The following is a 16,333-nucleotide window of genomic DNA, read 5'->3' as shown; positions in this document are numbered from 1 at the left end:
CCACCCCCGAAGCAGGTCAGGAAGCGCGGCGGGCGCGCGCAGCGCGGCGCTTGAGGGCGCGACGCTCGTCCTCGGAGAGACCGCCCCACACGCCGGAGTCCTGGCTGGTCTCCAGGGCGTACTGCAGGCATACCTCCGTCACCGTGCAGGTGGCGCAGACGGTCTTCGCCTTCTCGATCTGATCGACGGCCGGACCGGTGTTCCCCACGGGGAAGAACAGCTCAGGGTCGACAGTCAGGCAGGCGGCTTTGTCGCGCCAGTCCATGGGGGCTCCTCGGTATGGATTCTCGTGAGCAGTCGCAGGGCGATGACTCGGTGATGGGCGGCGAGATCGGGGTGTCGTCGACCGTAAGTGATGCGAGCGGATGCTCGCCCCACGCCGCTGTGGGAGCACATGACTGTTAACATTGTGTTACAGCCCGGGCCCGAAATCAAGGATTTTGTGCCTACAAATCTGATTTCCAGGAGACACCGTGCGTTCACCTCGTCTGGCAGCCGCCGCAGCACTGGTGCTCGCGCTCGAGGGAACGGCTCTCGCAGTCATCGCCGTCATCGAGGTCTTCGGCCTCAGCGCCGGCGACGCGGCCTCCCTCCCCACCGCCATCGCGCTGATCGTCCTGACGCTGATCGGCGCCGCCGCCCTGTTCGCCTTCGCGGCGGGTACCAGGCGCGGGCGCACGTGGGCCCGCTCCGGCGGAGTCGTGCTTCAGGTGCTCGCGCTCGCTCTCGCTCTGGCGTCGCTGACGGTCCAGCCGGTCCTGTGGTCGTTCGTGCTCGGAGTGGGAGCACCGGCGGTGGTCGGCTTCGTCCTGCTCATCGCCAGTTCGCGCAGTGAGAGCATCGATCCCTCGGACGAGTCGGAGGGCGGATCGGTCGACGGCTAGGGTCAGCCGTCGATGCCGAGCATCTTGCGCAGGCGGGCGACGTGCCCGGTGGCCTTGACGTTGTACAGCGCGTGCGTGATCGTGCCCTGCTCGTCGAGGACGAAGGTCGAGCGGATCACTCCTTCGATCTTCTTGCCGTAGTTCATCTTCTCGCCCCAGGCGCCATAGGCGGTGTGCACGGAGTGGTCGGGGTCGCTCAGCAGAGTGAAGGTCAGCCCGTCGCGCTCACGGAACTCGGCCAGCTTCGACGGCTCGTCACGGGAGATCCCTACGACGCGGTAACCGGCGCCCTGCAGAGAGGCGATGCTGTCCCTGAAGTCGCACGCCTGGGTCGTGCAACCTGGGGTCATGGCCGCCGGGTAGAAGTAGAGGACGGTCTTCTGCCCGCGAAGGGCGGACAGGGCGATCGTGGCCCCGTCCTGGTCCAGCAGGGAGAAGTCGGGGGCAGCAGTACCGGATTCGAGGCGCACAGTCACCCCTCCAGCCTACCGAGCCGACGAGCCGGGGTTCGCCTCCGCTTTGTCCGCGAACGTCTGTAGCAGGCGTTGCAGAGAGTCCAGTCGTGAGAGCCCGGCAGGGCTGAGCTCTCCGCGCCCCGCGGCCTCGATCAGTGCGCAGTCCGGCGCATCGCTGAGGTGCGTGCATCCACGCGGGCAGCTCTCGGCGATCTCGGCGAGCTCGGTGAAGGAGGCGAGGATGTTGGCCGGATCGACATGCCCCAGTCCGAAGGATCGCACGCCCGGTGTGTCGATCACCCAGCCGGTGCCTTCGGGGCTCACATATCGCAGCGAGACCGTCGATGACGAGGTGTGCCTGCCGCGTCCCGTCACCTGGTTCACGTGGCCGGTCGCGCGTCCGGCGGAGGGCACCAGTGCGTTCACGAGCGTCGACTTCCCGACGCCGGAGTGGCCGACGAACACCGTCGAATGCCCGATCAGCGCTGCGCCTATCTCGTCGGTGGGCATCTCCTCCTGCGCGCTGGTGAACACGCGCAGGTCGAGTCCGTCGAAGTGGGACAGGAACGATGCGGGGTCGGCGAGATCCGTCTTGGTGACGACCAGGAGAGGACGGATGCCGGCATCCAACGCCGCCACCAGATACCGATCGACCAGCCGTGCGCGCGGTTCCGGGTCTGCCGCAGCGACGACGATGAGCATCTGGTCGGCGTTCGCCACGATCACGCGCTCCACCTGATCGGTGTCGTCCGCGCTGCGGCGCAGCAAAGACGAGCGCTCAACGATTCCGACGATGCGTGCCAGGGTCCCCTCGTCGCCGGATGTGTCGCCGACGACGCGTGCCTGGTCCCCTGTGACGATCGGGGTGCGCCTCAGCTCCCTGGCGCGGGTCGTGGTGATCGTCCGCTCGTCGTCGGTGCCCTCGTCGATCATCACGCTGTAGCGGCCTCGATCGACGCCGAGCACTCGACCGATCTGCGCATCCTCGTGCGCGGGCCGGCGCTTGGTGCGCGGGCGGTTCGCCTTCGGATTCGGACGCATCCGGATGCTGCTCTCGTCGAAGTCCTCGAAGTCGCCGTCGAGGTCGTCGTCAGGGTCGAGCCAGCTCACGCGGAGGCGCCTCCCAGCATCCGTTCCCAGAGCTGCGTGAACTCGGGCAGCGTCTTCGCGGTCGTGCCGATGTCATCGATCTCCACGTCGGCCACGCGCAGCCCGACCAGCGCACCGGTCGTCGCGATGCGGTGATCGTGATGCGCGGCCCATGCGCCGCCGTGCAGCGGCCGGGGGATGATCCTGAGGCCGTCGGCCAGTTCCTCGACCTCTCCGCCCAACGCGGTGAGGTTGCCGATCAGAGCGGCGATGCGATCGGTCTCGTGCATGCGGATGTGCCCGATCCCGCGGATCGTCGTGGGGGCGTCGGCGAACGCGGCGAGCCCGACGATCGTGGGGGAGAGTTCGCTGGCTGCCGAGAGATCCAGATCGAGACCGCGGATCGCGTCACCGGCGCGCACCGTCATCGTGCCGCTGTGGCGGCCCACGTGAGCGCCCATCGCCTGCAGGATGTCCGGCAGCAGCGCGCCTGGCTGCGTGGAGTGCAGCGGCCATCCGGTGATCGAGACCTCCCCGCCGGTGACCATCGCCGCGGCGAGGAACGGAGCGGCGTTGGAGAGATCCGGCTCGATCGCGATCTCCTTGGCGCGGGGGACACCGGCCTCCACGAGCCATTCACCGACGGCCGGCCGCTCGATGCGGATACCGCGGCGGCTCAGCGACTCGATCGTCATGTCGATGTGCGGCAGGCTCGGGAGGTGCTCGCCGGTGTGCACGAGGTGCAGCCCGACGTCGAACCTCGGCGCCGCCAGCAGCAGACCCGAGACGAACTGACTGGATGCCGAGGCGTCGATCTCGAGCCGTCCGCCCCTGATCCGGCCATGGCCGCGGATCGTGAACGGAAGGGACCAGGTGCCCTCGTCGTCGATGTCGACACCGAGATCGCGCAGGGCGGTGATCATGGCTCCCATGGGCCGATGCAGCGCGTTCTCGTGCGCCGTGAGATGCACATCCTCCGTCGCGAGGCCGGCGAGCGGGGCGATGAACCGCATGACGGTTCCGGCCTGGCCGCAGTCGATCGTGCCGCCGCCGCGGAGGTGGCCGGGGGTCACGAGCAGGTCGGGGCCGAACTCGCCGTCGCCGTCCGATTCCTCGATTCCGACGCCCAGCGAACGCAGCGCTTCGATCATCCGCAGGGAGTCCTCCGAATGCAGGGGCGCGATCAGGCGCCCTGGACCGTCTGCGGTGGCCGCGATGATCAACTCGCGATTGGTGAGCGACTTCGAGCCCGGAATGGTCAGCGTCGAGTGCACGGCGTCGGCGGCTACGGGCGCACTGTATGCGCCCCTGGCGGGGGAGGTGGAATATCGAGTGTCACTCATCGGTTCCACCTTAGTGAACGGCGGGGCACGCGCCGAGAAGGAGTCCGTATGCTCGCAACGCTGGAAAGCGGGATCAGAGAGATCACCGGCCTAGACTGGCCGGTGATGGATGACATGGCACCCGCCGACACGATCGGCGACGCTCGGCGCGAGTTCGAGGAGCAGGCGATCCCCTTCATGGATCAGCTGTACGCGGCGGCGATGCGCATGACGCGCAATCCCGCCGATGCGGCCGACCTCGTGCAGGAGACCTTCGTGAAGGCGTTCGCTTCGTGGGCGTCGTTCACGCAGGGGACCAATCTGAAGGCGTGGCTGTACCGCATTCTCACGAACACCTACATCAACATCTATCGCAAGAAGCAGCGCGAGCCGTTCCAGGGCACGATCGACGAGCTCGAGGATTGGCAGATGGGCGGTGCGGAGTCGACCACGGCGACGCACAGCCGCTCGGCCGAGGCAGAGGCGATAGATCGGATGCCAGCATCCGTGGTGAAGGACGCCCTGCAGGAGGTCCCCGAGGACTTCCGACTGGCGGTGTACCTGGCCGACGTGGAGGGATTCGCGTACCAGGAGATCGCCGACATCATGAAGACCCCCATCGGCACCGTGATGAGCCGCCTGCACCGTGGCAGGCGAATGCTGCGCGAGATGCTGTCCGATTATGCCGCTGAGCGAGGAATCGCCGCGGCTGGTACGAGGAGCAAGAAATGAGTGACTGCGGCTGCGACAAGGCCCGTCAGGATCTGGAGGAGTACCTCCGCAACGAGGTGTGCAAGACAGAGCACACCCAGATCCGGGAGCACATCGAGAACTGCCCTTCCTGCCAGGGAGAGGCGCTCGTGGCCAGCACCCTCACCGAGGTCGTCGCACGTGCGTGCAAGGAGACGGCGCCGGAAGAGCTGCGAGACCTGGTGCTCTCCAAGCTGCGCGCCGCGCAGGTCGCCGCGCACTGAGCACGCGCTCTGACGCCGAGTCGGCGGCTGCCTTTAGGGTGGAGGGATGACCGACGCCCGCAGTATCCCCGTCGACCCCACGTCCGTCGAGCGTCTCGCAGACCAGCAGCTCACCTATCGGACGATCGACATGTCGTCGAAGGCCGATGCCGAAGCCTTCTTCCGTGCCGACGCGCGCGGCTTCCTCGATGCCGAACCCAGCGCGGAGTCCGTGACCACGACGACCGCGGCACTCGAAGCCCGCCGCAACGTCGGCGTGTTCGAGGCCGGTGCGAGCGCGGGTGCGCTGCCCGTGGCGACGGTGAACTCCTGGATCACACCGCTCACGGTTCCCGGCGGCGAGGTCGACATGTGGGCTGTGAGCTCGGTGACCGTCTCCGGCACCCACCGTCGGCGCGGCATCGCGCGGGCGCTGCTCGAGGGGGAACTGCGCGCCGCCGCATCAGCGGGCGTCCCCGTGGTGGGACTCACCGCCTCGGAGGCGACCATCTACGGCCGCTACGGGTTCGCCTCGGCGATTCCGGTCGGTCGGGTCACGGTCGACACGCACCGGGCCGGATGGGCCGCGACCGCACCCGCGGGCCGGATCGAGTACGTCGACAAGGAGACCCTGCGCGATCACCTGTCGGCTCTGCACGAGGTCGCGCGCACGCAGCGTTCAGGACAGATCGCCGGCTGGAAGCTGCGCTGGGAGCGGGTCGCGGGGCTCACGCCCGATCACCCCGACGCAGCAGCAGTGCGAGGCATCCGCTACCTCGACGAGCACGGTGCCGTGCGCGGGGTTCTCGCGTACAAGCTCACCGAGATCCCCGGCGCCTTCCGATTCGAGATGACGATCTTCCACCTCGTGGGCGTCACCCCCGATGCGCTCACCGCCCTCTGGGGCTTCGCGTTGCAGCACGACCTCATCGACAGAGTGAACGTCGATCTCCGCCCTCTCGACGACCCGCTGCCGTGGCTCGTCGCCGACCGTCGTGGCGTGGAGATCACCGTGCACGATCACGGTTGGCTGCGCATCCTCGACGTGACCGCTGCGCTGTCTGCACGCACCTATCGCGCACCGCTCGACCTGGTGTTCCAGCTGACGGACACGCTCGGCTTCGCCGAGGGGTCCTGGCGCCTCAGCGCCGACGGTGCGCGTGCCACGGTGACGTCCGAACCGGATGCCGCGGCTGACGTCACCCTGAGCGTGGCCGCGCTGTCGGCGATCTACGTCGGGGGAGTCAGCGCCGTGCAGTTGCGCGCTGCAGGCCTGCTGCATGCGACGGCAGAGGTCGCGGCATCCGTCGACGACGCGTTCCGCTCTGCTGAGGCCCCGCTGCTCGGCATCTGGTACTGAGCAGCGGAGCCATCCGGCTAGAAGCCGAGCGCGCGCTTGAGCAGGTCGGCCTGCTCTGCCGCATGCACCTTCGAGGAACCCGCCGCCGGCGAGGCAGACGCTGCACGCGCGACCGTGCGGAACTGTCGGTCGCCGGGCACGTCGGCGAAGGCGAGTGCGAGGAACGGCCACGCCCCCTGATTCTCCGGCTCCTCCTGGACCCAGACGAGCTCTGCGTTCGGGTAGGAGTCGGTGATCGCCTTGAGGGCGTCGATCGGCGTCGGGTACAACTGCTCCAACCGCACCAGGGCGATCTCCGGGTTCGGGTTCTTGTCGAGCTCGCTGCGAAGGTCCCAATGGACCTTGCCGGAGTGCACGAGCACGCGCTTCACGCTCTCGCGGTTCACGTCGCGGTGATCGTCGAGGACCGGCTCGAACCGTCCCTGCGTGAAGTCCTCGACCTTGCTCGTCGCACCGCGAAGGCGGAGCATCGCCTTGGGCGTGAACACGATCAGCGGACGGCGCGGTCGGGCGTACGCCTGACGCCGCAGCAGGTGGAAGTACGACGCCGGCGTGGAGGGACGTGCCACGGACATGTTGTCCTGCGCGCACAGCTGCAGGAAGCGCTCGATGCGCGCGGAGGAGTGATCCGGTCCCTGACCCTCGTAGCCGTGCGGCAGCAGCAGCGTGACGCTGGACTGCTGGCCCCACTTCTGCTCGGCGGACGAGATGTACTCATCGATCACGGCCTGCGCGGTGTTCGCGAAATCGCCGAACTGCGCCTCCCACAGCACCAGGGCCTCGGGGGCTTCGACCGAATAGCCGTACTCGTAGGCCATCGCCGCGTACTCGCTCAGCAGCGAATCGTAGACGAAGAAGCGCCCCTGGTTCTCCGAGAGGTTCGCCAGCGGCAGCCACTCCTGCCCGTTGGCGCGGTCGTGCATGACGGCGTGACGCTGCACGAAGGTGCCGCGGCGGGAATCCTGACCGGCGAGGCGCACCGAGGTGCCCTCGACGAGCAGCGAACCGAACGCGAGGAGTTCACCGAAGCCCCAGTCGATGTTGCCGCTGCGCGTCATCTCGACGCGCTTGTCCAGCAGCTGCTGGATCTTCGGGTGCACCGTGAAGCCTTCCGGCTTGTTCGCGAACGCCTCACCGATGAGGCTGACGACCTCGGAGGAGACGCCCGTCACATCCGGCTCGCCGGTGACCTCGTCGACGGGGACGAGATCCGGAGCGATCGGCGTCGCACCGGTCTCCGCCGCGTGCGTCTCGGCGAACGCGACCTCGAGACGGCTCTGGAAGTCGTCCTTGGCCTGGTCGTACTCTTCTTCGGTGATGTCTCCGCGGCCGACCAGCGCCTCGGTGTAGAGCTTGCGGACCGAGCGCTTCTCCTGGATGAGATCGGTCATGAGCGGCTGCGTCATCGACGGGTCGTCGCCCTCGTTGTGGCCGCGGCGGCGGTAGCAGACCAGATCGATCACGACGTCGCGGTGGAAGCGCACGCGGTACTCGAAGGCGAGCTGCGCCACGTGGATGACCGATTCGGGGTCATCGCCGTTAACGTGGAAGATCGGGGCCTGAGTCGTCTTGGCGACGTCCGTCGCGTACACGGAGGTGCGCGCATCCGTCGGCGTCGTGGTGAAGCCCACCTGGTTGTTGACGACGACGTGGATGGTGCCGCCGGTGCGGTAACCGCGCAGCTGCGCCATCTGCAGCGTCTCGACGACGACGCCCTGGCCGGCGAAGGCCGCATCGCCGTGCACGAGGATCGGCAGCCACGAGAAGGTGCCGATCGGCTTGCGATCCTGCTTGGCGCGCACGATCCCCTCGAGCACGCCGTCGACCGTCTCGAGGTGCGAGGGGTTGGCCGCCAGGTAGACCGGCAGTTCCGACCTGTCGTCGGCGATGAAGGTGCCCTCGGTTCCGAGGTGGTACTTCACATCGCCGGAACCGCGCTTGTTGCCCGTGACCTGAAGGCCCTCGAACTCACGGAACACCTGTCCGTACGTCTTGCCGGCGATGTTGGTGAGCACGTTCAGGCGACCGCGGTGGGCCATCCCGATCGCGGCGCCCTCGAGCCCGCCCGCAGCGGCGCCCTGGAGGATCTCATCGAGCAGAGGGATCAGCGACTCGCCGCCCTCGAGGGAGAACCGCTTCTGACCGACGAACTTCGTCTGCAGGAACGTCTCGAACGCCTCGGCCTCGTTGAGCTTGCGGAGAACGCGCAGCTGCTCGTCGTGGCCGGGCTTCTGGTACTTGACCTCGACCTGCTCCTGGAACCAACGACGCTGCTCGGGATCCTGGATGTGCATGTACTCGATGCCGAGCGTGCGGCAGTACGAGTCGCGGAGCACACCGAGGATGTCGCGCAGCTTCATCACGCGCTTGCCGCCGAAGCCGCCGGTGACGAACTCGCGATCCAGGTCCCAGAACGTGAGGCCGTGGCTCTCGATCTCGAGGTCGGGGTGGGAGCGCTGCACGTACTGGAGCGGATCGATGTCGGCCATGAGGTGGCCGCGCACGCGGTAGGAGTTGATGAGCTCCTGCACGCGGGACTGCTTGTCGACGCGCTCAGCCAGGTCGACCGCGATGTCGGCGTTCCAGCGGATCGGCGCGTACGGGATGCGGAGAGCGGCGAAGATGTCGTCGTAGAACCCGCGCTCACCGAGGAGCAGCTCATGCGTCTTCTTGAGGAACTCGCCCGAGCCGGCGCCCTGGATGACGCGGTGGTCGTACGTGCTGGTGAGCGTGATCGTCTTGCCGATGCCGAGCTCGGCGAGCGTCTTCGCGCTCGCACCCTGGAATTCGGCCGGGTACTCGAGAGCGCCGGCGCCGATGATGCAGCCCTGGCCCTTCATGAGGCGCGGCACGGAGTGCACGGTGCCGATTCCGCCCGGGTTGGTGAGCGAGACCGTCGTGCCGGCGAAGTCACCGGCGGTGAGCTTGTTGGCGCGCGCACGGGTCACGAGGTCCTCGTAGGCGGCGAGGTACTCGGTGAACGTCAGCGTGTCGGCGCGCTTGATGCTCGGCACCATGAGGGCGCGGGTGCCGTCGGGCTTGGGCAGGTCGATCGCGATGCCGAGGTTGACGTGGGCCGGCGCGACGACCGACGGCTTGCCGTCGATCTCGGCGTAGAACACGTTCTGGCTCGGGAACTCCTTCAACGTCTGGATCAGCGCCCAGCCGATGAGGTGGGTGAAGCTGATCTTGCCGCCGCGCGAGCGAGACATGTGGTTGTTGATCACGATGCGGTTGTCGATCATCAGCTTCGCCGGGATCGTGCGCACACTGGTCGCGGTCGGAACCGTCAGCGACTGGTCCATGTTCGCCGCGAGGGTCTTCGTCATGCCGCGCAGCGGCGTGACCTTGTCCTCGTCGGCCGAGTCCTCGGCGGCCTTGGTGCCCGGCTTCGGCGCCTGGGCGGGGATCGGCGCCGGTGCCGCCGGCTTCGCCGTCGTGCGGGCGACGGGCTGCGAGCCGATCACCGGGATCGGCGCGGTCACGGGATGCTCGGTCGATGCCACCGACGTCGCGGCTGCCGGCGCTGGCGCCGATGCGGCGGGTGCGGACGCGGCATCCTGCTTGTAGTTCTCCAGGATCGGCCACCACTCCTTGTCGACGGAGTTGCGATCGATCTTGAACTGTTCGTAGAGTTCGTCGACGAGCCACGAGTTGGCTCCGAAATCTCCGTCGTCCGAACCCCCGACGCCGGCCACCTGGTTCGCCACGCGCTATCGCCCTCTTTCATCGCTGAAGCTTCTGTCCACGCGCGAAACGGGAGTCCCCCGGGTCAGCGCGCTCTGCCCTCTAGCCTAACGTGTTCTCGTGCACGGATACGCGAACGCGGCTGCCCGATCCGACCGCTGTGAAGCTACCGTGGGGGTATGAAGTTCGTCAGCGAGCAACCTGCCGTAGATCTCACCTACTCGGATGTCTTCCTGGTGCCACGCCGCTCTGACATCACCAGCAGGCTCGAGGTCGATCTCTCGCCTGGCGACGGCACCGCGGCGACGATTCCGCTGGTCGCCTCGAACATGAACTCCGTCACCGGGCCGCGGCTCGCCGCAGTGCTCGCGCGGCGTGGCGGACTCGGGATCCTCCCGCAGGACATGCCCCTGCAGGAGCTGGACGCCGCGATCCGGGAGGTCAAGCGTCAGCCCGTCGCATGGGACACGCCCCTGGTACTGCCTCCATCGGCCACGGTGGCCGAAGCGCTGCAGCTCCTCCCCGCCACCGCCGGGCACGGGATTGTGGTCGCCGAGGGCGTCGCCGGCACCGTGATCGACGCATCCGATGTGCGCGGCATCCTTCCGGCGACCCGGCTCGCCACCGCTCTTCCCGACGCCCAGCTCGGAGACCTTGTGCACGCGGGAAGCCCGGCACTGGACGCGGAGGACGTCACGAGCCCGCGCGCCGCATTCGACGTCATCACCGAGACCGGCGCCGAACTCGTCACGATCCTCCGTCACGGACACCTCATCGGGACTCTGAGCGCGCGCAGCGCGCTGCGCTCGACGCTCTACACTCCCGCAGTGGATGCGGCCGGGCGGCTGGCGGTGGGCGCAGCCATCGGCATCAACGGTGATGTGGCGGCCAAGGCGAAGGCACTCGCGGCCGCCGGCGTCGACGTCCTGGTCCTCGATACGGCGCACGGCCACCAGGAGGGGATGCTGCGCGCACTCGCGGCGGTCGCAGCTCTCGACCTCGGCATCCCCCTGGTCGCGGGGAACATCGTCACCGCGGACGGCGTGAACGACCTGGTCGACGCCGGCGCGACGATCCTCAAGGTGGGGGTGGGCCCCGGCGCCATGTGCACCACGCGCATGATGACGGCGGTCGGGCGACCGCAGTTCTCGGCGGTGCTGGAGACCGCGCAGGCCGCGCACGAACTCGGTGCGCATGTCTGGGCCGACGGGGGAGTGCGCTACCCGCGCGATGTCGCGCTCGCTCTCGCCGCCGGCGCGGCATCCGTCATGATCGGGTCCTGGTTCGCGGGCACGATCGAAGCGCCTGGTCGGTTGCAGACCGACGTCGACGGTCGCATCTACAAGGAATCCTGGGGGATGGCCTCGACCAAGGCGGTGCAGGCCCGGTTCGGGCGACTGGACCCGTACGAGCGCGCACGCAAGGAGCTGTTCGCCGAGGGCATCTCGTCGTCGAAGATCTACCTCGACCCGCTGCGTCCGGGAGTGGAGGATCTGCTCGACATGATCACCTCGGGCGTGCGCTCCTCCTTCACGTACGCCGGCGCGGCGACGGTGGCGCAGTTCCATGAACGCGCGCTCGTCGGCCGCCAGTCAGCCGCAGGTTATGAGGAGGGCAAGGCGCTGCCGGTCAGCTGGTGAGGCGCGCTCCCGCTCAACGCCTCCGCTACACCTTGTGACAGGCGCGCCATCGATCGATGCCGCGGAGGTCGAAAATTATAGCGGACGATGGTGAGACCGCGTGGGTCGACTTTTCCTGCACAAGTGGCGGATGCTGTTGAGCCTGTGAATGGACCTCCCGAGAACGCGGCGGTGACGGATGCTGTGCTGATGACGGAATCGAGAGACCAGAGCGTAGGGCTGGTACGCACACGGGACCGAACCGCAGCTCCGATCGACTATCGCTATGTGCGACGTGCCCTAGCGTCGGAGACGGCGACGAGGATCGCCCCGGGGACATACGCACCGACGAAGCACTGGCAGAAGCTGAAGCCGATCGAACAGCATCTGCTGCGGGTCCGCGAGGCGCTGGCGCGTTCGCACACATCACTGGTGCTGTCTCATCTGGCCGCGGCAGCACGCTGGGACATCGACATCCTGGGATCCTGGCCGAAGCGTGTCGATACGCGTGTCGAACGAGCCTCGGGCGGGCGGGCCAGCGGGCTGCTGCGTCGCCATGCGTGGGGCGTCCACGGGGTCGACGTCGCGGAGTGGGAAGGGCATCATGTCACTTCTCCAGCGCAGACCGCCGTCGATCTCGCGTCGGTGCTGAGCTACACCTCGGCGGTCGTCGTCATGGATCAGGTGCTGTGGACGCGGCGCGAGGGCGGTGCACTCGCCACCGCTGAGGCCATCCGACGGGTCATAGCGGAGTCGGCCCCGTTGCGTGGCATCCGAAAGATCGAACGCGCATTCGCGTTCGCCACGTCATTGTCGGACTCCGTACGCGAATCCCAGAGCCGCGTCGTGATTCATGAGCTCGGCTTCCCGACACCGATCCTGCAGCATCCGATCAAGCTCCTCGATGGACGCTGGGTGTACCCGGACTTCTACTTCGGTGACTTCGATCACGCGGCGGAGTTCGATGGGGTGGGGAAGTATCTCGATCCCGGTCTTCTGAAAGGACGCACCCCTGGGCAGGCGCTCATCGCCGAGAAGGATCGTGCAGACGGGCTCGCCCGCGTGGTCTCGAAGATGTCGCGGTGGCGCACGCCCGCTCTGCGCGACCCGCGCATCCTGTACGACATCCTCGTCGCAGCCGGATTGCCCACGCGCAAACAGCGTCCATCGAAAGGAGTGGTCTGGAAGTGACTCCGCCGCTTACAGCTTCCGCTACACCTTGTGGCAGGCGCGCCATCGATCGATGCCGCAGAAGTCGAAAACTGTAGCGGATGCTGCGCGTCAGAAATAGTCGGGCGCACAGCTTCGACAGTGTCGAGAATCTGTAGAATCGATGCACCATGGACGACCCTCCCAGTTGTAGTACCACGCCCCACTGCCCGCGCTTCCACTCCGAGGAGGGGAGCGTCTGATGGATTACGTCATGTTGGGCGTGGGGCTCCTTCTCACAGTGGGAACGGGACTGTTCGTCGCCAGTGAGTTCGCGCTGGTCAACCTCGACCGCGCAGAGCTCGAAGCGAGACAGGCCAGAGGCGAGACGCGGCTGGCCATCACGATCAGCGCTCTCAAGCACACGTCCACCCATCTGTCGTCCGCACAGCTCGGCATCACACTGACGACGCTGCTCACCGGCTACACCATGGAGCCGGCGCTCTCGAACCTGCTGAGCCCCGTGCTGACGAGCTGGGGACTCTCGGAGGCAGCGGTGCGACCGATCGCCACGATCGTCGCCATGTTCATCGCCACCGTGCTCTCGATGATCCTCGGTGAGCTCGTCCCCAAGAACTTCGCGCTCGCACTGCCGCGGGCGACGGCCAAGCTCGTGGTGCCCTTCCAGGTGGCGTTCACCACGGTGTTCCGGCCGGCCATCGTGCTGCTCAACGGCAGCGCCAACGGCATCCTGCGCTCGATGGGGATCGAGCCGAAGGAGGAGCTCTCCGGTGCCCGCACCGCGGAGGAGCTCTCGTCGCTCGTCCGCCGCTCCGCGAGCGCCGGCGTGCTCGAAGCCGACACCGCGAGCCTGCTCGATCGCACCCTCACCTTCTCGCGGCTCTCCGCAGACGATGTGATGACGCCGCGACCCAGCATGCATGCCATCGCCGCAGGCGACTCCGCTGAAGACGTGATCCAGCTGGCGCGCCGCACCGGCCACAGCCGATTCCCGGTCTACGACGACGACTTCGATGACATCACCGGGGTGGTGCACCTGAAGGCGGCGGTCTCCGTTCCCCGCGAGCGCCGGGCCGAGGTGCCGGTCGGTGCCCTGGCGACCGAACCGCTCCGCGTCCCCGAGACCGTGCACCTCGACGTGCTCATCTCCGAGCTCCGTGCCAAGGGCTACCAGCTGGCCATCGTCGTCGACGAGTACGGAGGCACCGCGGGCATCGTCACGCTCGAGGATCTCGTGGAGGAGATCGTCGGAGAGGTCTCGGATGAGCACGACCGCAGTCGAGCCGGCGTGGTTCGCGGCCGCGACTCCATCACCTTTCCTGGCGAACTGCGCCCGGACGAACTGCGAAGTCGCACCGGCGTCCTCGTTCCGGAGGGAGACGTGTACGACACCGTGGGCGGCTACATCATGAGCGTGCTCGAGCGCGTTCCAGCGAACGGCGACGAGGTGACGCTCGACTCCGGTGTGCTTCAGGTGATCCGTATGGACGGCCGCCGGGTCGACCGCATCCGGTACACGCCGGTGCCGGTCGACGTCGCGAGTGAGGAGGTGACGCGATGAGCGACTGGATGGGAATCGTCTGGCTCGTGATACTGCTGATCGCGAACGCCTTCTTCGTCGGTGCCGAATTCGCCGTCATCTCGGCCCGTCGCTCGCAGATCGAACCGCGGGCCGAACAGGGCTCGCGCGCTGCGAAGACCGCTCTGTACGCGATGGAGCACGCGACCCTGATGCTGGCGACCTCCCAGCTGGGCATCACGATCTGCTCGCTGCTGATACTGAACGTCTCCGAGCCTGCCATCCACCACCTGCTCGGCATCCCGATGCACGCCCTCGGGTGGTCGGATGCCGTGGTCGATATCACCGGATTCGTCATCGCGCTGCTGCTCGTCTCCTACCTGCACGTCGTGTTCGGCGAGATGGTGCCGAAGAACCTCGCGTTCTCGGTGCCGGATCGCGCAGTGCTCATCCTCGCCCCGCCGCTGGTGTGGGTATCGAAGGTCTTCCACCCGGTCATCTGGGTGCTCAATGCCGCTGCCAACGGCGTGCTGCGCCTGTTCCGCGTCGAGCCCAAGAACGAGGCGGCGTCGACGTTCACGATCGATGAGGTCGCGACGATCGTCGATCAGTCGCGTCGTGAAGGCGTGCTGACCGACACCTCAGGAACCGTGTCGAAGGCCGTGGAGTTCACCGACAAGAAGGCGCGTGACGTCGCTGTGGCGCTGGGTGACCTGGTGACGCTTCCGGAGACGTCGACGCCGGACGACATCGAGCGGGCGGTCGCGCGTTACGGGTTCTCCCGTTACGTGATCGTGGATCAGGATCACGCTCCGGTGGGATACGTGCATCTGAAGGACATCCTCCGAGCTTCGGAAGGGGCGGACGCCGCGACCACGACGGTCGCTCCCATCCCGTCGAAACGCATCCATCACATGGTCCCCGTGCAGGAGGACACCGACCTCGAGGACGCCCTGGCGGTCATGCGCCGCGCCGGACGTCATCTGGCGAAGGTGCGCAACGCCGAAGGCGACACCACCGCGGTGCTGTTCCTCGAGGACATCCTGGAGGAGCTCGTCGGAGAGGTGCAGGACGCGACGCGTCGCGTCCACGGGCGCTGACATCGACGATGCATGAGAGGGGCCGGGGCAGTGCTCCGGCCCCTCTCATGCTGTCAACCGTTACAGCGGCGTCGCGTCGCGGGTGATGTCGTCGAGCTGAGTGGTTCTGCGCTGGTCCGGATCATTGAGTCGTCCTTCCGGCCAGTACGTGAGCTGGGCTCTCGCGGAGCCGATGTCGGGGACGGCGGTCGTCGTCGGCTGCGTGTACGCGAATGTGACACCGAGCACATCTCCCGCGGCCAGCTCACGCGTGAACGCGAAGAAGGTGAGCCCCGACTGCGGCGGGTCGGTGAAGGGTCGTGCCTCGATGAGACCGGGGACTGCGATGCCGTTCAACGTCGCATCGCCCTGGATGCCGATCGTATCGGTGAGGTGATCGTCGACGCGCAGCAGCATCCCCTCCCCGACGAGGAGCGGATTCGGCCCGACCGATGTCAGTATGGCGGACGTCGGGCGGTAGGCGGTGTACTGCGCTGCGACAGCGATGCTCTCCCAGTTGATGTCCAACAGCGCACCGAAAGGTTCGGCAGGCACGTACGTCGGCGCACCGAAAGCCTGCAGGTTGTTCGACGCGTCCGAGTCGCCGGATGGGGGGATGACCGTGTAGATCGGGGACACGTAATCGTCCAGGTGATCATTCGGGTACTGGGCGATCATGTCCAGGTCGAAGAGGATCGTCAGGCCTGTGGTGAAATCGCTTCCCACAGGGATCGAACTGACGAAGGTCCACGTGTAGGTGGCGGCGTCACCGCTGATCGTCGGTGCGGTGGATGCCACCGGCGTCGGGGCGTCGCCCGCGAAGGCGTAGGTCATTCCCGTGACGTCCCAGACGCGACTGTCGACGCGCAGTTGGACGGAGATGGCTTCGGCGGGCGAAGGCTGCGTGCCGCGGTTGCCGATGATGAACCCGAGCGGTGAGCCGACGCCGAAGGACTGGGTGAGATCAGCGGTGAACAGCGAGAACCCGTCACCCCGGTTCAGCGGCTCAGCGGCGAGGTCGAATCCCACGGTGCTCGCCGATGCCAGCGGCGCGGCCACGGCCGCAGCGATGACCGGGACGCTCCACGCCCCAGCCTTGACCACGGTGCGGCGAGAGAGTCCTTGGGTGCCGACAGACGCCGGATCCATCTGTTCGGTCATAGTTGATCCAGTTTCTGCGTATGAGTTTGTGGTAT

Annotated in this window: 14 protein-coding genes; 8 read left to right on the top strand and 6 right to left on the bottom strand. The window is 67.3% G+C overall.

Going from position 1 to position 16,333, the window contains the following annotated elements; translation table 11 throughout:
• Window positions 1–16: 16 nt before the first annotated feature.
• Window positions 17–265: a WhiB family transcriptional regulator gene (locus tag ACNPNP_RS04730; protein WP_033104713.1), complete on the bottom strand. Its 249-nt coding sequence runs from the start codon at window positions 263–265 to the stop codon at window positions 17–19.
• A gap of 208 nt (window positions 266–473) precedes the next feature.
• On the opposite strand from ACNPNP_RS04730, the gene ACNPNP_RS04725 reads away from it, so the two are divergent.
• Window positions 474–884, top strand: coding sequence for a hypothetical protein (locus ACNPNP_RS04725; RefSeq protein WP_448964912.1), 411 nt, complete (start codon window positions 474–476; stop codon window positions 882–884).
• A gap of 2 nt (window positions 885–886) precedes the next feature.
• Here the strand turns inward: ACNPNP_RS04725 and bcp are convergent, their stop codons facing one another.
• Genes bcp through aroA form a run of 3 tightly spaced genes read right to left on the bottom strand, consistent with a single transcriptional unit; the run spans window position 887 to window position 3,771 of the window.
• Window positions 887–1,360, bottom strand: coding sequence for a thioredoxin-dependent thiol peroxidase (gene bcp, locus ACNPNP_RS04720; RefSeq protein ID WP_448964911.1), 474 nt, complete (start codon window positions 1,358–1,360; stop codon window positions 887–889).
• A 9-nt stretch (window positions 1,361–1,369) separates the two neighbouring features.
• Window positions 1,370–2,449 (bottom strand): ribosome small subunit-dependent GTPase A, encoded by a 1,080-nt coding sequence (rsgA, locus tag ACNPNP_RS04715; RefSeq protein ID WP_448964910.1) that lies wholly within the window; start codon window positions 2,447–2,449, stop codon window positions 1,370–1,372.
• Complete coding sequence (gene aroA, locus ACNPNP_RS04710; RefSeq protein ID WP_448964909.1) at window positions 2,446–3,771, bottom strand: 3-phosphoshikimate 1-carboxyvinyltransferase; 1,326 nt, start codon at window positions 3,769–3,771, stop codon at window positions 2,446–2,448. The genes rsgA and aroA overlap by 4 nt, the downstream gene beginning before the upstream one ends.
• A gap of 48 nt (window positions 3,772–3,819) precedes the next feature.
• Here aroA and ACNPNP_RS04705 point away from each other — a divergent pair, with 48 nt between their 5' ends.
• The 3 genes from ACNPNP_RS04705 to ACNPNP_RS04695 are packed head-to-tail and all read left to right on the top strand — an operon-like array spanning window position 3,820 to window position 6,063.
• Complete coding sequence (locus ACNPNP_RS04705) at window positions 3,820–4,482, top strand: sigma-70 family RNA polymerase sigma factor (protein WP_448964908.1); 663 nt, start codon at window positions 3,820–3,822, stop codon at window positions 4,480–4,482.
• Entirely contained in the window at window positions 4,479–4,724 is a 246-nt protein-coding gene (locus ACNPNP_RS04700) for a zf-HC2 domain-containing protein (RefSeq protein ID WP_448964907.1), read from the top strand. The genes ACNPNP_RS04705 and ACNPNP_RS04700 overlap by 4 nt, the downstream gene beginning before the upstream one ends.
• 46 nt (window positions 4,725–4,770) lie before the next feature.
• Window positions 4,771–6,063 (top strand): GNAT family N-acetyltransferase, encoded by a 1,293-nt coding sequence (locus tag ACNPNP_RS04695; protein WP_448964906.1) that lies wholly within the window; start codon window positions 4,771–4,773, stop codon window positions 6,061–6,063.
• Between the two features lie 17 nt (window positions 6,064–6,080).
• Here ACNPNP_RS04695 and ACNPNP_RS04690 read toward each other — a convergent pair whose 3' ends face one another.
• On the bottom strand, window positions 6,081–9,773 hold the full coding sequence (locus ACNPNP_RS04690; protein ID WP_448964905.1) for a multifunctional oxoglutarate decarboxylase/oxoglutarate dehydrogenase thiamine pyrophosphate-binding subunit/dihydrolipoyllysine-residue succinyltransferase subunit: 3,693 nt from the start codon (window positions 9,771–9,773) through the stop codon (window positions 6,081–6,083).
• A gap of 156 nt (window positions 9,774–9,929) precedes the next feature.
• Here ACNPNP_RS04690 and guaB1 point away from each other — a divergent pair, with 156 nt between their 5' ends.
• The 4 genes from guaB1 (at window position 9,930) to ACNPNP_RS04670 (ending at window position 15,158) form a co-directional block, all read left to right on the top strand.
• A complete protein-coding gene (gene guaB1 / locus ACNPNP_RS04685; protein WP_448964904.1) occupies window positions 9,930–11,390 on the top strand; it encodes a GMP reductase in 1,461 nt (486 codons plus the stop codon).
• A gap of 189 nt (window positions 11,391–11,579) precedes the next feature.
• On the top strand, window positions 11,580–12,560 hold the full coding sequence (locus ACNPNP_RS04680; RefSeq protein WP_448964903.1) for a hypothetical protein: 981 nt from the start codon (window positions 11,580–11,582) through the stop codon (window positions 12,558–12,560).
• A gap of 220 nt (window positions 12,561–12,780) precedes the next feature.
• Entirely contained in the window at window positions 12,781–14,100 is a 1,320-nt protein-coding gene (locus ACNPNP_RS04675) for a hemolysin family protein (RefSeq protein WP_448964902.1), read from the top strand.
• Window positions 14,097–15,158 carry a hemolysin family protein gene (locus tag ACNPNP_RS04670; RefSeq protein WP_448964901.1) on the top strand — a complete coding sequence of 354 codons (1,062 nt, stop codon included), beginning with the start codon at window positions 14,097–14,099 and terminating at the stop codon, window positions 15,156–15,158. Before ACNPNP_RS04675 ends, ACNPNP_RS04670 begins: the two co-directional genes overlap by 4 nt.
• Before the next feature lie 60 nt (window positions 15,159–15,218).
• On the opposite strand, the gene ACNPNP_RS04665 is transcribed toward ACNPNP_RS04670, so the two are convergent.
• Window positions 15,219–16,298: a hypothetical protein gene (locus tag ACNPNP_RS04665; RefSeq protein WP_448964900.1), complete on the bottom strand. Its 1,080-nt coding sequence runs from the start codon at window positions 16,296–16,298 to the stop codon at window positions 15,219–15,221.
• Window positions 16,299–16,333: the final 35 nt, after the last annotated feature.

It is taken from the genome of Microbacterium xerophyticum (assembly GCF_053543555.1).
This window is presented reverse-complemented; position numbering and strand designations above follow the sequence as displayed.

Coding starts and splice junctions, on each gene's coding strand:
- ACNPNP_RS04730 (WP_033104713.1), bottom strand. CDS start 265: ATGGACTGGCGCGACAAAGCCGCCTGCCTGACTGTCGACCCTGAGCTG.
- ACNPNP_RS04675 (WP_448964902.1), top strand. CDS start 12,781: ATGGATTACGTCATGTTGGGCGTGGGGCTCCTTCTCACAGTGGGAACG.
- ACNPNP_RS04670 (WP_448964901.1), top strand. CDS start 14,097: ATGAGCGACTGGATGGGAATCGTCTGGCTCGTGATACTGCTGATCGCG.
- ACNPNP_RS04695 (WP_448964906.1), top strand. CDS start 4,771: ATGACCGACGCCCGCAGTATCCCCGTCGACCCCACGTCCGTCGAGCGT.
- guaB1 (WP_448964904.1), top strand. CDS start 9,930: ATGAAGTTCGTCAGCGAGCAACCTGCCGTAGATCTCACCTACTCGGAT.
- aroA (WP_448964909.1), bottom strand. CDS start 3,771: ATGAGTGACACTCGATATTCCACCTCCCCCGCCAGGGGCGCATACAGT.
- ACNPNP_RS04665 (WP_448964900.1), bottom strand. CDS start 16,298: ATGACCGAACAGATGGATCCGGCGTCTGTCGGCACCCAAGGACTCTCT.
- ACNPNP_RS04700 (WP_448964907.1), top strand. CDS start 4,479: ATGAGTGACTGCGGCTGCGACAAGGCCCGTCAGGATCTGGAGGAGTAC.
- ACNPNP_RS04705 (WP_448964908.1), top strand. CDS start 3,820: ATGCTCGCAACGCTGGAAAGCGGGATCAGAGAGATCACCGGCCTAGAC.
- ACNPNP_RS04680 (WP_448964903.1), top strand. CDS start 11,580: ATGACGGAATCGAGAGACCAGAGCGTAGGGCTGGTACGCACACGGGAC.